We start from the raw sequence: 14,187 nt of genomic DNA on the forward strand, positions 1-14,187 counted from the left end.
GAACGGCAACGCATAGCAGGTTTTCGGCCCGTCACGCTTCAGGCAGCAGGATCACTTCGAAGAAGCCGCGCAGGGCTTTTGCTACATCTACTGCGTCCGGGGCCAACAGCCACTGGGTTTGAAGTCCGTCCCACAGGGCCACCAGGGACGTGGCTGCCCACGCTGGATCCACGCCGGGCCGGAGTTTGCCCTCCTGGGCCAAGGCCGAGAAAGAGCGCCTATAGCTTGCCCGTATGCGTTCGAAGCGTTCTGTGAAGTAATCACGGCCGGGATGGGCATTCGTGATCGATTCCGCGCACAGCACTGTGTAGAGCTCGATGACGCCGGGAATCTTCTCGTTATGGAGCGCCGTGCGAATCACGTCATCCACAAGCGACTCTTCCTCAGCGGAGGGATTCGCGCTTCCGGTCAGTTCGTCGCGCCACTCCAGGACGCCCATCAGAAGATCGCTTTTTGACGGGAAATAATGCAGGAGGCTGGTCTGGCTCATGCCCGCTTGGTTGGCAACGTCCTGCAGGGAGCCGCCCAAATACCCCTTCGCGGCAAACACGGCGTGGGCGGAGTCGAGGATGAGTCGTCGCTTTTCCTTCGCCTTGGAATAGGGTCCCCGCTTGGCGCTCGCCGTGTCCTTTGTGGTCATGGCAAGCCAGTGTACAGCGGGCGGGGATTGGAACACTGAAATTAGAGTAACTACTCGAAATTTGTGTTAGCGTGGTCACACCCAACCCTGCAGTGGACGCTTGAAGGAGCCACGTGGAATCGACATCTTCGGCCTTGTTTACCGGCACTTCCTACATCACCCATCCCGGCCCCGGCTCCGGCAATCGCCTGCCGGCCCGCTCCTGGCTACGGAGTGACGCGCCCACGATCCCACTCAACGGCTTGTGGAGATTCCGGTTGCTGCCCGGTGCGCCCGGAACGCCCGGCGGCAGGGGAGTCCTGCCCGCCGGCGAGCAGGTAGAAGGAGTCGCTGATGAAGGTCTGGACGATTCCGGTTGGGATGAAATCCCGGTTCCTTCCCACTGGGTCCTGGAAGGTGAGGGCAGCTATGGCCGCCCTATCTACACCAACGTCCAGTTGCCTTTTCCCACCGAGCCACCCCACGTGCCGGACGAGAACCCAACCGGCGACTACCGCAGGACCTTCACCATTCCTACGAACTGGGCCACTGCGGAGAGGATCATCCTGCGCTTTGACGGGGTGGAGTCCCGCTACAAAGTGTGGGTCAACGGAACAGTGATCGGCGTGGGCACGGGAAGCCGGCTGGCCCAGGAATTCGACGTCACCGAGGCAGTCCGTCCTGGAGAAAACGTCGTGGCAGTCCGCGTCCATCAGTGGTCTGCTTCGAGCTACGTCGAGGACCAGGACCAGTGGTGGATGCCGGGCATCTTCCGCGACGTCACGCTTCAGGCCCGTCCTCAAGCAGGTATCGACGACGTCTGGTTGCGGACCCCATTTGAAGGCACCAGCGACTCCGGTTCAGGCATCATCGACGCCGAAATTGCCGCTGCTCCTGCTGCCTATCCTGTGCGGCTGCGCGTTCCCGAGCTCGATGTTGACGTCGTGTGGGAAACCCCGGCGGACGTCGCTCCGGTAGCGATTGCCGCCGTCGAACCCTGGTCCGCGGAAGTCCCGCGGCTGTATGTGGCGACGATCTCCAGCCAGGGCGAAACGGTCTCGTTGAAGATTGGCTTCCGTACCGTGGAGATCAGGGGAGACCAATTCCTGGTGAACGGGCGGCGGGTGGTGTTCCACGGCGTCAACCGGCATGAGACGCATCCGGACCGTGGCCGCGTTTTTGACGAAGATTTTGCCCGCGCCGATCTGGCCATGATGAAGCAGTTCAACGTCAATGCCATCCGCACCAGCCATTACCCGCCGCACCCGCGCCTGCTGGATCTCGCGGATGAAATGGGATTTTGGGTAATCCTGGAATGCGATCTTGAAACACATGGCTTTGAGCGGCATCGCTGGGCCGGAAATCCCAGTGACGATCCGGCCTGGCGTGAAGCGCTGGTGGACAGGATGGAGCGCACCGTTGAGCGCGACAAGAACCACCCCTCCATCGTCATGTGGTCCCTGGGTAACGAGGCAGGAACCGGCGCCAACCTAGCGGCAATGTCCGCCTGGACCCACGCGCGAGATTCCAGCCGTCCAGTGCACTACGAGGGCGACTACACCGGCGCGTACACCGACGTCTACTCGCGCATGTACTCCTCCATCCCGGAAACCGAAGCCATCGGCCGCAACGATTCCGGCTCGCTCCTGCTCGGCTGCTCCGCGGCGGAATCGGCGCGCCAACGCAGCAAGCCCTTCATCCTGTGCGAGTACGTCCACGCAATGGGCAACGGTCCCGGCGCGATTGACCAATATGAGGACCTGGTGGACCGCTACCCGCGGCTGCATGGAGGGTTCGTGTGGGAATGGCGGGACCACGGGATCCGCACCACCACCGCTGATGGCACAGCGTTCTTCGCCTACGGGGGCGACTTCGGTGAGGTTGTCCACGACGGCAATTTCGTCATGGACGGAATGGTCCTTTCGGATTCGACGCCCAGCCCGGGACTGTTCGAGTTCAAACAGATCGTGGCGCCCGTCCGCTTGGGCTTCGAAACAGCCGTCGCCGACGGCGTGACCCGCCCCATGCTCACAGTCGCCAACCTGCGGCACTCGGCGGACGCGTCCGACGTCGTCCTTCGCTGGCGCACCGAAACGGACGGCGAGGCGACCGCGTCCGGAACGTTCGACGTCGTGACCTCCGCTGGCGGTCAACTCGCTGCCGGTAAGTCCACAGTTATGGAGCTGCCGGAGTCGGCGCTGCGGGCACTCAGTAAGGTGAAGGCCGGCGAACAGTGGCTCACCGTTGAGGTTGCCCTGCTCAAGGACACAGCGTGGGCTCCCGCCGGCCATGTCATTTCCACTGTGCAGTTGGATTTCACTGCATCTGCTGCCAGGCGTCCCACTATGGCCCCGCGACCACTGTCGTCGGCTGGGCGGCGCGGGGAGACCGGGACAGCTGGCAGCTTATCCCTCGGACCTGCCTCCCTCGGACCTGCCCAGTTCGAGGATGGGCGGCTCGTTGCGCTGGCTGGACTGCCGGTATCCGGCCCGCGCCTGGAGTTGTGGCGAGCACCAACGGACAATGATCGAGGTTCGAATTTCGGCAGCTACGACCTCGGCGACCCGTGGCTCAACAATGGGAACGGGGTTCCAGCTCCGTCCAACCAGAGTGTGTGGCTCAAGGCGGGTCTTGATAGGTTGACGGCCCGCGTCGAGAAAGTGGTGCAGGCCGACGACGGCGTGTTCGTCACCACCCGCTATGCCGCCGCGGACACCGCACATTCTGTTTCCGTGGACGAGCAGTGGCAGGTATCCGGGGGAGAGCTGTGGCTCCGCTTGAACATTGCACCCAGCTCGGGTTGGGACATCGTGTGGCCTCGCCTGGGAGTGCGGTTTGACCTGCCCGGATCAGTGGACGGAGCCTCCTGGTTCGGGACAGGACCCCGGGAATCGTATCCCGACAGCATGCGTGCTGCCTTGGTGGGCCGCTACTCGGCGGCAATCGACGAGCTCAGCGTGAACTACGCCCGGCCGCAGGAGACAGGGCACAGGAGTGCTGTCCGATCCTTGGAACTGCACAACGGCACTGATCCCTGGGTGACGTTCCATGCACTGCCCGATTCCAGGGGCCGACTCCCTGGCTTCACCTTGTCCCGGCACACGGCGCAGCAGGTCACGGGCGCGGCCCATCCGCACGAATTGCCGCAGAGCCGGAACAGCTTCCTCTACCTTGACGCCGCACAGCACGGACTGGGCTCAAGGGCCTGCGGACCCGACGTTTGGCCGGATTTCGCCCTCAAACCCGAAGCCCGCACCTTGGTGTTCAGGATCGCGGCCGCCAGCTAGTAAGAACGCTGCCAGCTAGCAAGAACGCTGGCGGCTAGCAGGAATTCAGTCCGGCCTTCCGCCTGCTTGCACGCGAGTAGACGTAAGGCCGGACACTTCTTTGAGGACACGCTCAGGGTGTCGGAGTGGGCGTGGCCGTGATGATTGCCGTCGGTGTGGGCCCGGTGGTTGGCGTTGCTGTGATGGTTGGAGTCGGCGTGGGCGCGGTAGTCGGGGTCGCCGTGATGGTTGCGGTGGGAACGGCCGTAGCTGTTGGAGCGGGCGACGGCGTGGGGTCGGATGTGGGCGTTGGGGTTGCCGTGGGCGTCGCGGTAGGTTCACTGGTTGGAGTTGCCGTCGGCGCGGTCGTTGGGGTCGGCGTAGCCGTCACAGTGGACGTCGCCGTGGGCGTGGGCGAAGCGGTTGGAGTCGGTGTGGCCGTAGCGGTTGGGGTCGGGCTGGCCGTTGGGGTCGGCGTCGGCGTAGCAGTCGCAGTTGGTGTGGGCTCCGCCGTTGCAGCAGGCGTGGGCGTAGCCGTTGGGGTCGTTGCAGGTTCGGGAGTCGACGGTGCAGCCGGCGTGGGGGCCGACGTCGCCTGCTCGCCAAGCGCGCCGCCGAGCGACCACACCGGAACCTCGCCAACCGGCGTCGTTCCTGTTGCTGGTGAGTAGCTCGTGAACCTGAGCAGATCCACGGACGACTCCCTATCCAACGGAGTCAGACTCCACGATGAAGGGTTCACCAGCACGCCATTCACAATTGTTTCAAAGTGAAGGTGGCATCCCGTCGACGAACCAGTTGAGCCGACCAACCCGATGACGTCCCCCGCTTCGACTACCTGCCCTTTGCGCACGGCGCTCGCCTGCAGGTGGTTGTACGTGGTGATAAGCCCGTTGCCGTGATCGATCTCGATTCGGTTGCCCCCGCCCCAGGCGTGCCAGCCCACCTCGCGCACGTAGCCGTCGTCGGCAGAATGAACCGGGGTTCCACAGGGCGCCGCGAAGTCCTGCCCCGTATGAAATTCACCAGGGGCACCCGTGATGGGACTGGTGCGCAGCCCGAAGGGTGAGCTGGGGCGCAGATTCACCAGTGGGGACATCAAAGTGCCTGGTCCTGGCCGTGCGTGAAGGGACTCAGCGCTGCCAACGGACGTTTGCCACGAGCCGCTGCCGGTGGAACAAGGGAGTGTCAGCGGACCTTGGGAGCTCAGGAAACCCACGATGTTCTGGGCCAGCTCCCGGTACTTGGTGTAGTGGTCTGGATCCTGGTTGTGCTGTACCTGGTGGATGGCCAGGGTGGAAGGCAGAAGCTGCCAGTCCTTGATGCCCTTCAGAGCTAGGAAGAAACTGGTTGCGCTGATGAATGGATCCATGCGATCGGCATAAGAGCCCCATGCCCCGTTGGCGCGCTGCTGGAACAGCCCACGGGAGTCGGGGCCGGCGCTATCGCCGAAGTCCTTGTTTTCCAGGGAAGATTCGCCAAGCGCGGCTTGTACCCCAAGGATTTGGGCATCGGAGGGAAGGTCCAGTTTTTCCGCCGCCACCATGATGGCCGAAGCATTGCGGAGTTGGAGGTCCGAAGGAGCGCCGATTGTGGACGCCACTCCAAATCCTGAGGCTGTTTGTTGGCAGAGCGTCGACGCCAAGGGGTTTGTAGGCGCAGGCTCAGACGTCCCCGAAGTGTTGGTGGCCTGAACCGGAGTGTCATTCGTGGACCGGTTGGCTACGGAAGGCGCGTCCGTCGATGAGTTTGCCCGGATCTGTTGGATGGCCGAGGGCGCCGTGGTGGCTGCTCCAGATTGGAAGCAGCCGAGCAGGACCGCCGCCGCAATAAGCGCTAACGGAAACCGGGCGCGAACACGCAGCCGCGTTGGGCCTTTGTCAGGAGGTTTGCTGTTCACAAATCCCGCTCCTGACATGAGCCCCCGCCCGGCGAAAAGCGTTGGAGGTCCACACCATTGTCTGGATCCGATCACTGCATGTTACGGGTACTGCATGTCTATGGGAATGACAGGCGCACGTCAAGACTTTGCGCCTTCGCAGTGCTCCAAATCCAGATGCTTGGCTAAGTCAAACAAGGTAAGTTGGCATGGTGACCCCCTCCGTGAAGCCTGCCATTGACCGCGCCCCCGGAATCTCCAAGGAGATCGAGGACGCGGCCTGGTATGTGCTGGGCCCGGCCCTCCAAGGAAGACCGTCAGCGCTGGACGGACGCACGCTGACGTGGACGGCAGACGCCGCTGGGGAGCTGCTTGAACGCCTTGAACGCGGGGTGGAAGATTCCAAAGCCCCCATGATGACCAATCTCCGGCAAAACCTCGAAGGCGCATCCCGCGAGGCCAAGCTGCTGGCAGTGGAGTTGCTGTTCCTGCAATCCTTGCCGCTGGCCCATGAGGTCAAGTCCCTCAGGGTGAAGCGCGCACGGGTGGCCGAGGCTGCCTCCTGGGTGGAACCGGCCATCGAGTTACCGGAACAGCTCTACGAGGGCATGACGGACCACGGCGTGATCCGCGACCGTACCGCGGAGTTCAACTGGACCATTTGGGACCACCTGAAATGGCTCTGCCGCTTTGTTGCGCACGTGGACAGCCAGAGCACGGAAACCATCAACCAGGCCCTTGCCGATCCTTTGAAGTTCCATGAGCTTGCGGTCGGAACACCGGAGGACCAGCCGGCCCTGCGTCGCAGTATTGAGTATTTGGTGTGGCCCAGCTACTTCGAGCCCGTGGTGGCCGACGTGGAGCGTCGGGAGATTCGTGACGCCTTCGCCTCACTCGTTGGTGGCGCCGGGGGCGATACCGAAGAGGACGTGACTGCGGACATCCATCGGATCCGGCTGCACCTGGACGAACAAGCCGGCCAGCGCATCGATTGGTACGCACGCCAGCTGGTCAGCCAATGGCGCAAGGTGGGAGATCCCGGCCGCAGATCCTGGTTGCTGCGTACCCATCACGACAACGCCGACCTGCTTGCCGCCTGGGTTGCTGAAGAGAAAGCCACACTGGATGTGGAGCACCTTCGCTCGCTCACTGCCGGAGTCACCGCGGGCGTTGTCCAGCATGCCGTGGACGAGGACTACAAACACCTGGGCTACGTAGAGCGCGAGGACACTAAAACGGCGGTCTTCGCCTTCCTCACGGTAATGAAGCCCGGTGACCTCACGCTCTACCAGAACGCCGGGCGCGTTCGGGTGGGAGTCGTTCTTGGCGAGCCCGAACACCATGAGGACAACCGGCGCATCCGCCGCAAGGTCCGCTGGTTCGATGACAGTTACGCCATCACCGAACTACCGCGCCATGCACAGCGGCAATTGTCCACGCCCGGCATCATCGTGGATGTCACCCGGGTTATTCAGGCGCTGCAGGAACTCCTGCCGGTAGAAGCCGAAACCGACGGCGAGGACGAAGCGCCGCCCACCGCCGTCGTCGAAGTTGTCCAGCAAGGTTTCCGGCCGCTGACGGAAGAGTTCGCAGCGTCCCTTCACATGGACCTCGAACCCCTGAAGGAGATCGCCGAACTGCTCGAAGAGAACCGCCAACTGGTTCTTTATGGTCCTCCAGGGACCGGCAAAACGTACCTGGCCAAGCACCTCGCTGCGGAGCTCGCAGGCGACAGCACCGATGAACGAGTGAAGCTGGTGCAGTTCCACCCGTCGTACGCGTACGAGGATTTCTTTGAGGGTTACAGGCCGGACAAGACCGACGACGGACAGGTCTCCTTCAAGCTTGTGGCCGGGCCGTTGCGTCGGCTCGCGGAGGAAGCTGCCAAGCCGGAGAACGCGCACAAGCCGTACTTCCTGATCATCGATGAGATGAACCGTGCCAACCTGGCCAAGGTCTTCGGCGAGCTGTACTTCCTGCTCGAGTACCGTGACGACCGCATCTACCTGCAGTACAGCCCCAACGAGCCCTTCAGCCTGCCGGACAACCTGTACATCATCGGCACCATGAACACCGCCGACCGCTCCATCGCCATGATGGATGCCGCCATCCGTCGTCGTTTCGCCTTCATCGAACTCCATCCGAAGGTGGAACCGGTCAGGGGCTCGCTGCGGCGCTTCCTCCGAGCCCGTGGTTTGGACACCCTCAACGCCGATCTCCTGGACGCCCTCAACGACGCCATCGATGACTGGGACCGTGACCTGATGATCGGGCCGTCCTACTTCATGAAGAATGCCGCCCAAAACCCCACAGGGTTGCGCCGCATCTGGAAGTACGAGCTCATGCCGTTGCTGGAGGAGCACTATCACGGGCAACTGAACCGCGCGCAGCTTGAGGAACGCTTCGGCCTGGACCAATTGCTGGGACGACTTGCTGCCCGCTAAGGACGTCCCGCCACGCCCGCGTCGCCCGCCCGCAAGCGCCGGCAAGACGTCGGCGGCTGCCGGGACCCGGCACATCGTCATGGACGAGCTCTCACGCGGAGTGGTTGACAAGCTTGACCCCCCGACCGCTGCGTTCATCAACGCAAGTGGGCTGGCGAAAGCGTCGCCGATTGGCATGGGCCTCTACCGGATCGAACCCGTTGGCAAGGTCGGATCGGTAAGGACTTCCACCGTCCAGTTGGAGGTCCGCCCCAAGGACCGGCTTGGCCTGAGTCGCTTGCTTTTCCTCCTCAGCTACGCCGGGGATCAGGGCTTCCGCGACCACTCAGTGGAAGCAACTGAGCACCCGGATCTCTGGAGCGCCCTGGCCGAATCACTCGCCCAGCTGGCTGACCGCGCGCTGAGCCGCGGCGTCCTTCAGGGCTATCTCACCATTGATGAATCGCTGCGGACCGTCAAAGGCCGCATCCGCATCTCGGACCAAATCTCCCGCCGGCCCGGCATGATGGTGCCCTTGGAAGTGTCCTACGACGAATTCACTGAGGACATCGCTGAAAACCGCATCCTCCGCGCCGCTTTGGAACGGATGGGGAAGGTGCCAGGCGTCCGGGCCGACGTCCTGAGCCGCTTGCGCCAGCTCAAGGGAAAGCTCGACACCGTCACCCGCCTTCAGTCCGGAGCTCCACTGCCGCCGTGGCGGGCCAACCGCATGAACCTCAGGTACCACGCCGTTCTGCGGCTCTCGGAGGTCATCCTGCGCAATGCCTCGGCCGAGGCCGGAGAAGGGAAGCAGCAGACGGCGTCCTTCGTGGTAGATATGGCACAAGTTTTCGAGGAGTTCGTGGGCACGGCCTTGCGCCACGCGATGAGTGCCTACCCAGGGGAGATGCGCCTCCAATATGGAGCGATGCTCAATGAGGCTGTCCGGGACTCTGATCGCCTGACAGTCCGCCCCGACGCCGTGCACTTCCTCGGTGGGAGGCCCGTGGTGGTCTACGACTCCAAGTACACAGCGGCAGGCGACGCCGGCGCTTCTCTGAACGCGGACCATTACCAATTGCTGGCGTACTGCACCGCACTAAGGGTCCCGACTGCGTGGCTTGTCTATGCCGGGCCTGGGGAGATGAAGCTGCGCAGGATCCTGAACACGGACATCGACATCGTGGAGTATCCGCTGGACCTGTCCCTGCCGCCGTCGGAGATCCTGGCCGCCGTGGCGGACCTTGCGGAACAATCCTGGGGCGAGGTTGTACGTCAGGCTGTGGCGGGACGAACGGCGTCGGACTAGCCTGATAACTAAATCTTCACGGATGGAGGCATCATGGCTCGCAGGAAATCGTGGCGCGATATGAGCAAGGGCCAGCGGATTATGCTCATCGTCAGCGGAGCCATAAATATGGCCCTGCTGGGTGCAGCGCAACGCAGTATCGGCAAGACCCCCGACTCCATGATCAGGGGGAAGAAGGCGGTGTGGCGCGCTGTTTCGTTCATCAACTTCTTCGGACCGGTGAGCTACTTCCTCTTCGGCCGCCGTCGTGATGCCGCAGTAGTGGGCACAGTCGGCACCAGGCGCTAAGACTCAGGCGGGCATCTTCACGAGGAAGGTCGTGCCCCGGCCGGGTTCGCTTTCCAGCGTGATGGTTCCGCCATGCGCTTCGACGATTGCCTTGCTGATGGGCAGTCCAAGCCCGACGCCGGGAATGGTGCTGTTGCGTACGCCGCCGGCCCGAAAGAACTTGGTGAACGCCTCGGACTGCTCTTCTTGGGTCATGCCCATGCCGGTATCGGACACACGGCAGAACACGAATTCCTGGTCCTCCCACGCGGCTACTTCTACGTCTGCGCCCTGGGGGGAGTACTTGATGGCGTTTGATACCAGGTTGTCCAGGACCTGGGCTATGCGTGAGGAGTCCACATGGGCTTCCAAAGAGTCAGGGACATCCATGGACAACCGGATGCCCGCCTTGGCAGCGCGGGGACCGGCAGAACTCACGCTTCCCCGCACCAGCTCCGCCACGTCCACCGTGTGCGGCTGAATGATCATGTGGCCCGACCGCACTGCCAACAAATCGGACACCAGGGTAAGCAACCTTTCGGCGTTCCGCCGGACGATATCCAGCTGCCTGCGCGAGGAGGGATCGAGGGACCGGGGATCATCCAGCAAAAGCTCCACGTAACCAAGGATGGACGTCAGCGGCGTTCGGAATTCGTGGGAGACGTTGGCCACGAAGTCGTCCTTGGCTGCCAAGGCATTGACCAGGTCCGTGACGTCGCTGAAGACGACGACCGAGCCGGCGAAGTTCCCGGCGTCATCCACCATGGGGCGGGCGCTCGTGGTGAAGGCACGTTGGTCTGCTCCGGAGCCAAGCCACACGAGTTGGTCCGTGAACCTTTCCCCCAGAACCGCTCGCCGGACTGGACGGCGGTCGACGGGCAACGGCGTGGTCCTGTCCTGGTCGAAGACGAGCAGCTGGGATTCGTTCGGATCGTCGTTGCCTGCAGGAGTTGCCAGGGAGTGCGTGTGTCTTTGGCGGCGGTTCATGAGGATGTCATGACCGTCGCCATCCACGGCCACCACACCCAGCGGCAGGGCTTCCATGACGGTGTTGAGCAGCCGTTCCTGTTTGGTTCTGATGTCCAGGGCTTTCTTTAGCTCCTCGTCCTTTTGCTCCAAGGCCCGCTGCTGGCGGACCATGCTTAGCGTCAGCACGCTCACGGACACGCCGATGCCAAGCATCAGGATGGGGAAGAGCAGGGGTTTAGTGAGGTCCCGCTCGGTTAGTGATCCGTTGACGAACAAGGGGGCCCACACGATGCAAAGCGGGCCCAAGAATGACAAAGCAATGGCCAGTCTTGGGTACAGGCCGGATGCACAGAGCCAAATGACGGGCAGGACCACCAGGACGCTGAGTCCCGTGAGCGATTCCTGTCCTCCTTCCCTGCCGAAGGAGATTGAGACCATGTCCAGGATCGGTATCGTCAGGAAGCTGGGGAACGGGAGCCGGTGCCAAGGCACAATGACGCACACCGCCAACAGGAATGCCTGACTCAGCAGGAAGAGGAGAAACAGGGGATTCTCGAGGGTGGCCGGGAAAAAGAGCCACACCAGAATCGCCGAAATGCAGACACAGACAGACAGCGGCAATTGGCTGAGAACCACCCTCATTCGCAGGGTGTGTTCGTGGAAAGAGCGCCGAAAAACCAGGAGTTTTTTCTTCTCCCCAAGATCCCAGGTGGTTGGGCGGGTCACGGCGCAACCACCGGGAATGCAGAAGAAAGTCGGTTCATGAGATCAGCCTAACCATAATGGTTATACTTCGAAGGGTTATCGAAGGGGCTGAGGGGCAGCGATGAGTGAAGTACGTGTGGGGCTGGTCATTGAAGATGACCAGGATATTCGCGAATTGGTGCGTGTGGTCCTTTCGCAAGCGGGGTTTGACGTCCATGTTGCATCCACTGGATCCGCGGGCGTTACGTCAGCCCGTGAACTGAATCCTGACGTCATAACGCTGGATCTGGGCCTTCCCGACATCGATGGCTTCGAGGTGGCACGGCAGATCAGGAAATCCTCGGACGCCTACATCATCATGCTCACCGCCCGGGCGGAGGAACTGGACACCCTCATGGGCCTTGAGGCCGGCGGTGATGATTACCTGACCAAGCCGTTCCGTCCGCGCGAACTTCGCGCCCGCGTCGAGGCCATGATGCGAAGGCCCCGCGCGTCGTCGGAGTCCAAGGCAGCCGTGGAAGAAACTGACCCGGAAATGAGCCACAACGGCCTTGCCGTTTCGGCAGGTTCCCGGACGGCAGTCCTGAACGGCAAGGAACTGAGGCTGACACGCACCGAATTCGACCTCCTGCTCGCCCTCCTTGAGACCGGCAGGATCGTGCGGACCAAGGCAGATCTGGCGCGGCGGCTACGCAACGAACCCTACGACGTCGGCAGTTACGTCAGCGACGCCGACGAACGCGCCGTTGAGGTACATATGGGCAACCTGCGCAAGAAACTTGGCGACAGCATCCAGAACCCGCGCTGGCTCGAGACCGTGCGCGGCGTTGGGTACCGGCTGGCGCCGCTGGCTCAGGGCAACTGAGCTGCGCCACTGCGGACGGCTGGGGTGCCAGCCGCCTGGGCGCGATTCTGCGATGCCGTTGGGTTCGTGGTGGTACCTACGGCAAGGGGTTTAGCCTTCGCACTCAATGCAGTATGAGTGGCCGTTGGCTTCGCGTGCCAATTGGGACCGGTGCCGGACCAAGAAGCAGGAGTAACAGGTGAATTCGTCCTCGGCCTGGGGAATGACCTGAACGATGAGTTCCTCGGAGACAATTTCACCGCCGGGAGTCAAGCCTTCATCGAACGCATCGGCCTCGTCCAATTCAGTGACGACGCTGCGGGCATCAGGCGCGTTGGCAGATTTCAGTGCCTCCAGCGAGCGGTCCTGAGATTCCTTAACGTCGGAGCGGACTTCGTCGTAGTCAGTTGCCACTTAGGTGATTCTCTTTTCTGGGTGTTCGATTCTGACGACACTGCAACGCGCACCACGGCGTCATTGTTCCCGGGGATAAAAATTCGCCGCGTCTTGGCCGGATTCTCCCGCGCGGACACTGATTGTGCAACAAGCCGTTGCACAATTGCCGTGGGGGCATGTCGTCGTTCTTTTGGGCAAGACAGACACTCGACGACATGACGAATGTGCGCCGGAGCCCTGATTTGAGCCTTGCGGGAGGAGGGAAGAACCTCCTCCCGCAACATCGTTTGTATAGCCTCGGCCTTTGGCCGCGGGATTCTGGCATAAGGAGGCGCAGCTTGGCGGGGGCGCCGGCGACAGCAGCGCAGTGCGACGATGCGGTCCCCGAGTCCAGCCGGGTGCTCGAAACCTATACGGGCGAGTGCGCAGCCACGGATGCGCGTTCAATGGTGGGGCACGCAATCTTCACTGCGGAGTCGATGGGTGCTTCGTCCAAGCCCAGCAGCATGCGTACTCCTGCCGCCCCGAGTTCGTAGTGCGGCAGCGACACTGTGGACAGCGGCGGCCGAAGGTGGGCGGCGATGACTTCCTGGTTGTCGAAACCGACCACGGCAATGTCGTCAGGGATGGACAGCCCGTGTTCCCGCAGTCCGTCGTAGAGTCCCATGGCCATGCGGTCGTTGTAGCAGTACACGGCGGTGACGTTGCGTTTGAGCAGCTCTTCGGTGGCGCCGTATCCGCCTTCCTGGTCGGGGTAGGCTTCCATGACCAGGTCAGGGTCAAACCCAATGCTCGCGGCAGCCAACGCGTCTTTGTAGCCCTGGAGCCGTCCGTCTTTTGCCGGGGCGGGGATGGTGGCATTGATGAAGGCGATGCGTCGGTGGCCGGCGTTGAGCAGTATCTCCGTGGCGGAGTGCCCGCCCTGTGCTTCGTCGGGGACGACAGCGCGGGCTGCCCCGGGCTCTGTAGCGAAGCAGTTGACGAGGACGAAGTCCGCCTCACGCAGGGTTTCCGGGATGTCGGTGGGCCGGTGGAACCACGTCGAGTACAGGATGCCGCGTACCTTGTATTCCAGCATCATGGCGATGGCGTCCTTTTCCAGGTCGCGGTTGCCCTCGGTGTTGGCGATCAGTAGGGCGTACCCGTGTTTCCACGCTTCGTCCTGGGCTCCGTGGATGATCTGTCCAGCGAAGGGGGTGGTAGCGACGCCGTCTGCGACCAGCCCGATGAACCGTGAGGTGCCGCTGACCAGGGTCTTGGCCATTGCATTGGGGCGGTATCCAAGCTGCCGGATTGCGTCCTGGACGCGTTGACGCGTCTTATCTGCAATGCGGGCATTCTTCTTCTGGTTGATGACCAGGGAGACCGTGGCAGTGGACACGCCGGCCGCTTCAGCAACTTCGCGGAGGGTAACCGGATGCGCGCGGCCTATTTTGACAGGAACGTCGGGGGTGGCCGCGTTGCCCGAATTTTTCTTCTGCGAAATCATTTGCCCTCCATCGGGAGTATA

Annotated in this window: 10 protein-coding genes; 5 read left to right on the forward strand and 5 right to left on the reverse strand. The window is 62.6% G+C overall.

The features are described from left to right. Window positions 1-31: 31 nt before the first annotated feature. Entirely contained in the window at window positions 32-640 is a 609-nt protein-coding gene (locus tag AC1DCM_RS09745) for a TetR/AcrR family transcriptional regulator (protein ID WP_477518132.1), read from the reverse strand. A 113-nt stretch (window positions 641-753) separates the two neighbouring features. On the opposite strand from AC1DCM_RS09745, the gene AC1DCM_RS09750 reads away from it, so the two are divergent. Beyond that, window positions 754-3,906 carry a glycoside hydrolase family 2 TIM barrel-domain containing protein gene (locus AC1DCM_RS09750; protein ID WP_477518133.1) on the forward strand — a complete coding sequence of 1,051 codons (3,153 nt, stop codon included), beginning with the start codon at window positions 754-756 and terminating at the stop codon, window positions 3,904-3,906. A 112-nt stretch (window positions 3,907-4,018) separates the two neighbouring features. On the opposite strand, the gene AC1DCM_RS09755 is transcribed toward AC1DCM_RS09750, so the two are convergent. Further along, entirely contained in the window at window positions 4,019-5,488 is a 1,470-nt protein-coding gene (locus AC1DCM_RS09755) for a M23 family metallopeptidase (protein WP_477518134.1), read from the reverse strand. Between the two features lie 485 nt (window positions 5,489-5,973). Between AC1DCM_RS09755 and AC1DCM_RS09760 the strand changes: the two genes are divergently transcribed. From AC1DCM_RS09760 to AC1DCM_RS09770, 3 genes are all read left to right on the forward strand, one after another. Beyond that, window positions 5,974-8,208, forward strand: a complete 2,235-nt coding sequence (locus AC1DCM_RS09760) for an McrB family protein (RefSeq protein ID WP_477518135.1) — start codon at window positions 5,974-5,976, stop codon at window positions 8,206-8,208. Between the two features lie 79 nt (window positions 8,209-8,287). Then, window positions 8,288-9,496, forward strand: coding sequence for a 5-methylcytosine restriction system specificity protein McrC (locus tag AC1DCM_RS09765; RefSeq protein WP_477518146.1), 1,209 nt, complete (start codon window positions 8,288-8,290; stop codon window positions 9,494-9,496). Window positions 9,497-9,529: 33 nt separating this feature from the next. Beyond that, window positions 9,530-9,784 carry a PLDc N-terminal domain-containing protein gene (locus AC1DCM_RS09770; protein ID WP_477516012.1) on the forward strand — a complete coding sequence of 85 codons (255 nt, stop codon included), beginning with the start codon at window positions 9,530-9,532 and terminating at the stop codon, window positions 9,782-9,784. Window positions 9,785-9,787: 3 nt separating this feature from the next. Here AC1DCM_RS09770 and AC1DCM_RS09775 read toward each other — a convergent pair whose 3' ends face one another. Next, complete coding sequence (locus tag AC1DCM_RS09775; protein ID WP_477516013.1) at window positions 9,788-11,458, reverse strand: sensor histidine kinase; 1,671 nt, start codon at window positions 11,456-11,458, stop codon at window positions 9,788-9,790. Window positions 11,459-11,558: 100 nt separating this feature from the next. Between AC1DCM_RS09775 and AC1DCM_RS09780 the strand changes: the two genes are divergently transcribed. Further along, window positions 11,559-12,302, forward strand: coding sequence for a response regulator transcription factor (locus AC1DCM_RS09780; RefSeq protein WP_442005867.1), 744 nt, complete (start codon window positions 11,559-11,561; stop codon window positions 12,300-12,302). A 90-nt stretch (window positions 12,303-12,392) separates the two neighbouring features. Here the strand turns inward: AC1DCM_RS09780 and AC1DCM_RS09785 are convergent, their stop codons facing one another. Both AC1DCM_RS09785 and AC1DCM_RS09790 read right to left on the reverse strand, forming a co-directional pair. After that, window positions 12,393-12,695 (reverse strand): DUF4193 domain-containing protein, encoded by a 303-nt coding sequence (locus tag AC1DCM_RS09785; protein WP_442005868.1) that lies wholly within the window; start codon window positions 12,693-12,695, stop codon window positions 12,393-12,395. Window positions 12,696-13,086: 391 nt separating this feature from the next. Beyond that, window positions 13,087-14,166 carry a LacI family DNA-binding transcriptional regulator gene (locus AC1DCM_RS09790; protein WP_477516014.1) on the reverse strand — a complete coding sequence of 360 codons (1,080 nt, stop codon included), beginning with the start codon at window positions 14,164-14,166 and terminating at the stop codon, window positions 13,087-13,089. Window positions 14,167-14,187 lie beyond the last annotated feature (21 nt).

It is taken from the genome of Paenarthrobacter sp. 10N417 (assembly GCF_056394745.1).

Bases quoted from the DNA above. Each gene is read 5' to 3' on its own strand.
- AC1DCM_RS09765 (WP_477518146.1), top strand. From the start codon at position 8,288: ATGGACGAGCTCTCACGCGGAGTGGTTGACAAGCTTGACCCCCCGACC.
- AC1DCM_RS09760 (WP_477518135.1), top strand. From the start codon at position 5,974: ATGGTGACCCCCTCCGTGAAGCCTGCCATTGACCGCGCCCCCGGAATC.
- AC1DCM_RS09745 (WP_477518132.1), bottom strand. From the start codon at position 640: ATGACCACAAAGGACACGGCGAGCGCCAAGCGGGGACCCTATTCCAAG.
- AC1DCM_RS09770 (WP_477516012.1), top strand. From the start codon at position 9,530: ATGGCTCGCAGGAAATCGTGGCGCGATATGAGCAAGGGCCAGCGGATT.
- AC1DCM_RS09790 (WP_477516014.1), bottom strand. From the start codon at position 14,166: ATGATTTCGCAGAAGAAAAATTCGGGCAACGCGGCCACCCCCGACGTT.
- AC1DCM_RS09780 (WP_442005867.1), top strand. From the start codon at position 11,559: ATGAGTGAAGTACGTGTGGGGCTGGTCATTGAAGATGACCAGGATATT.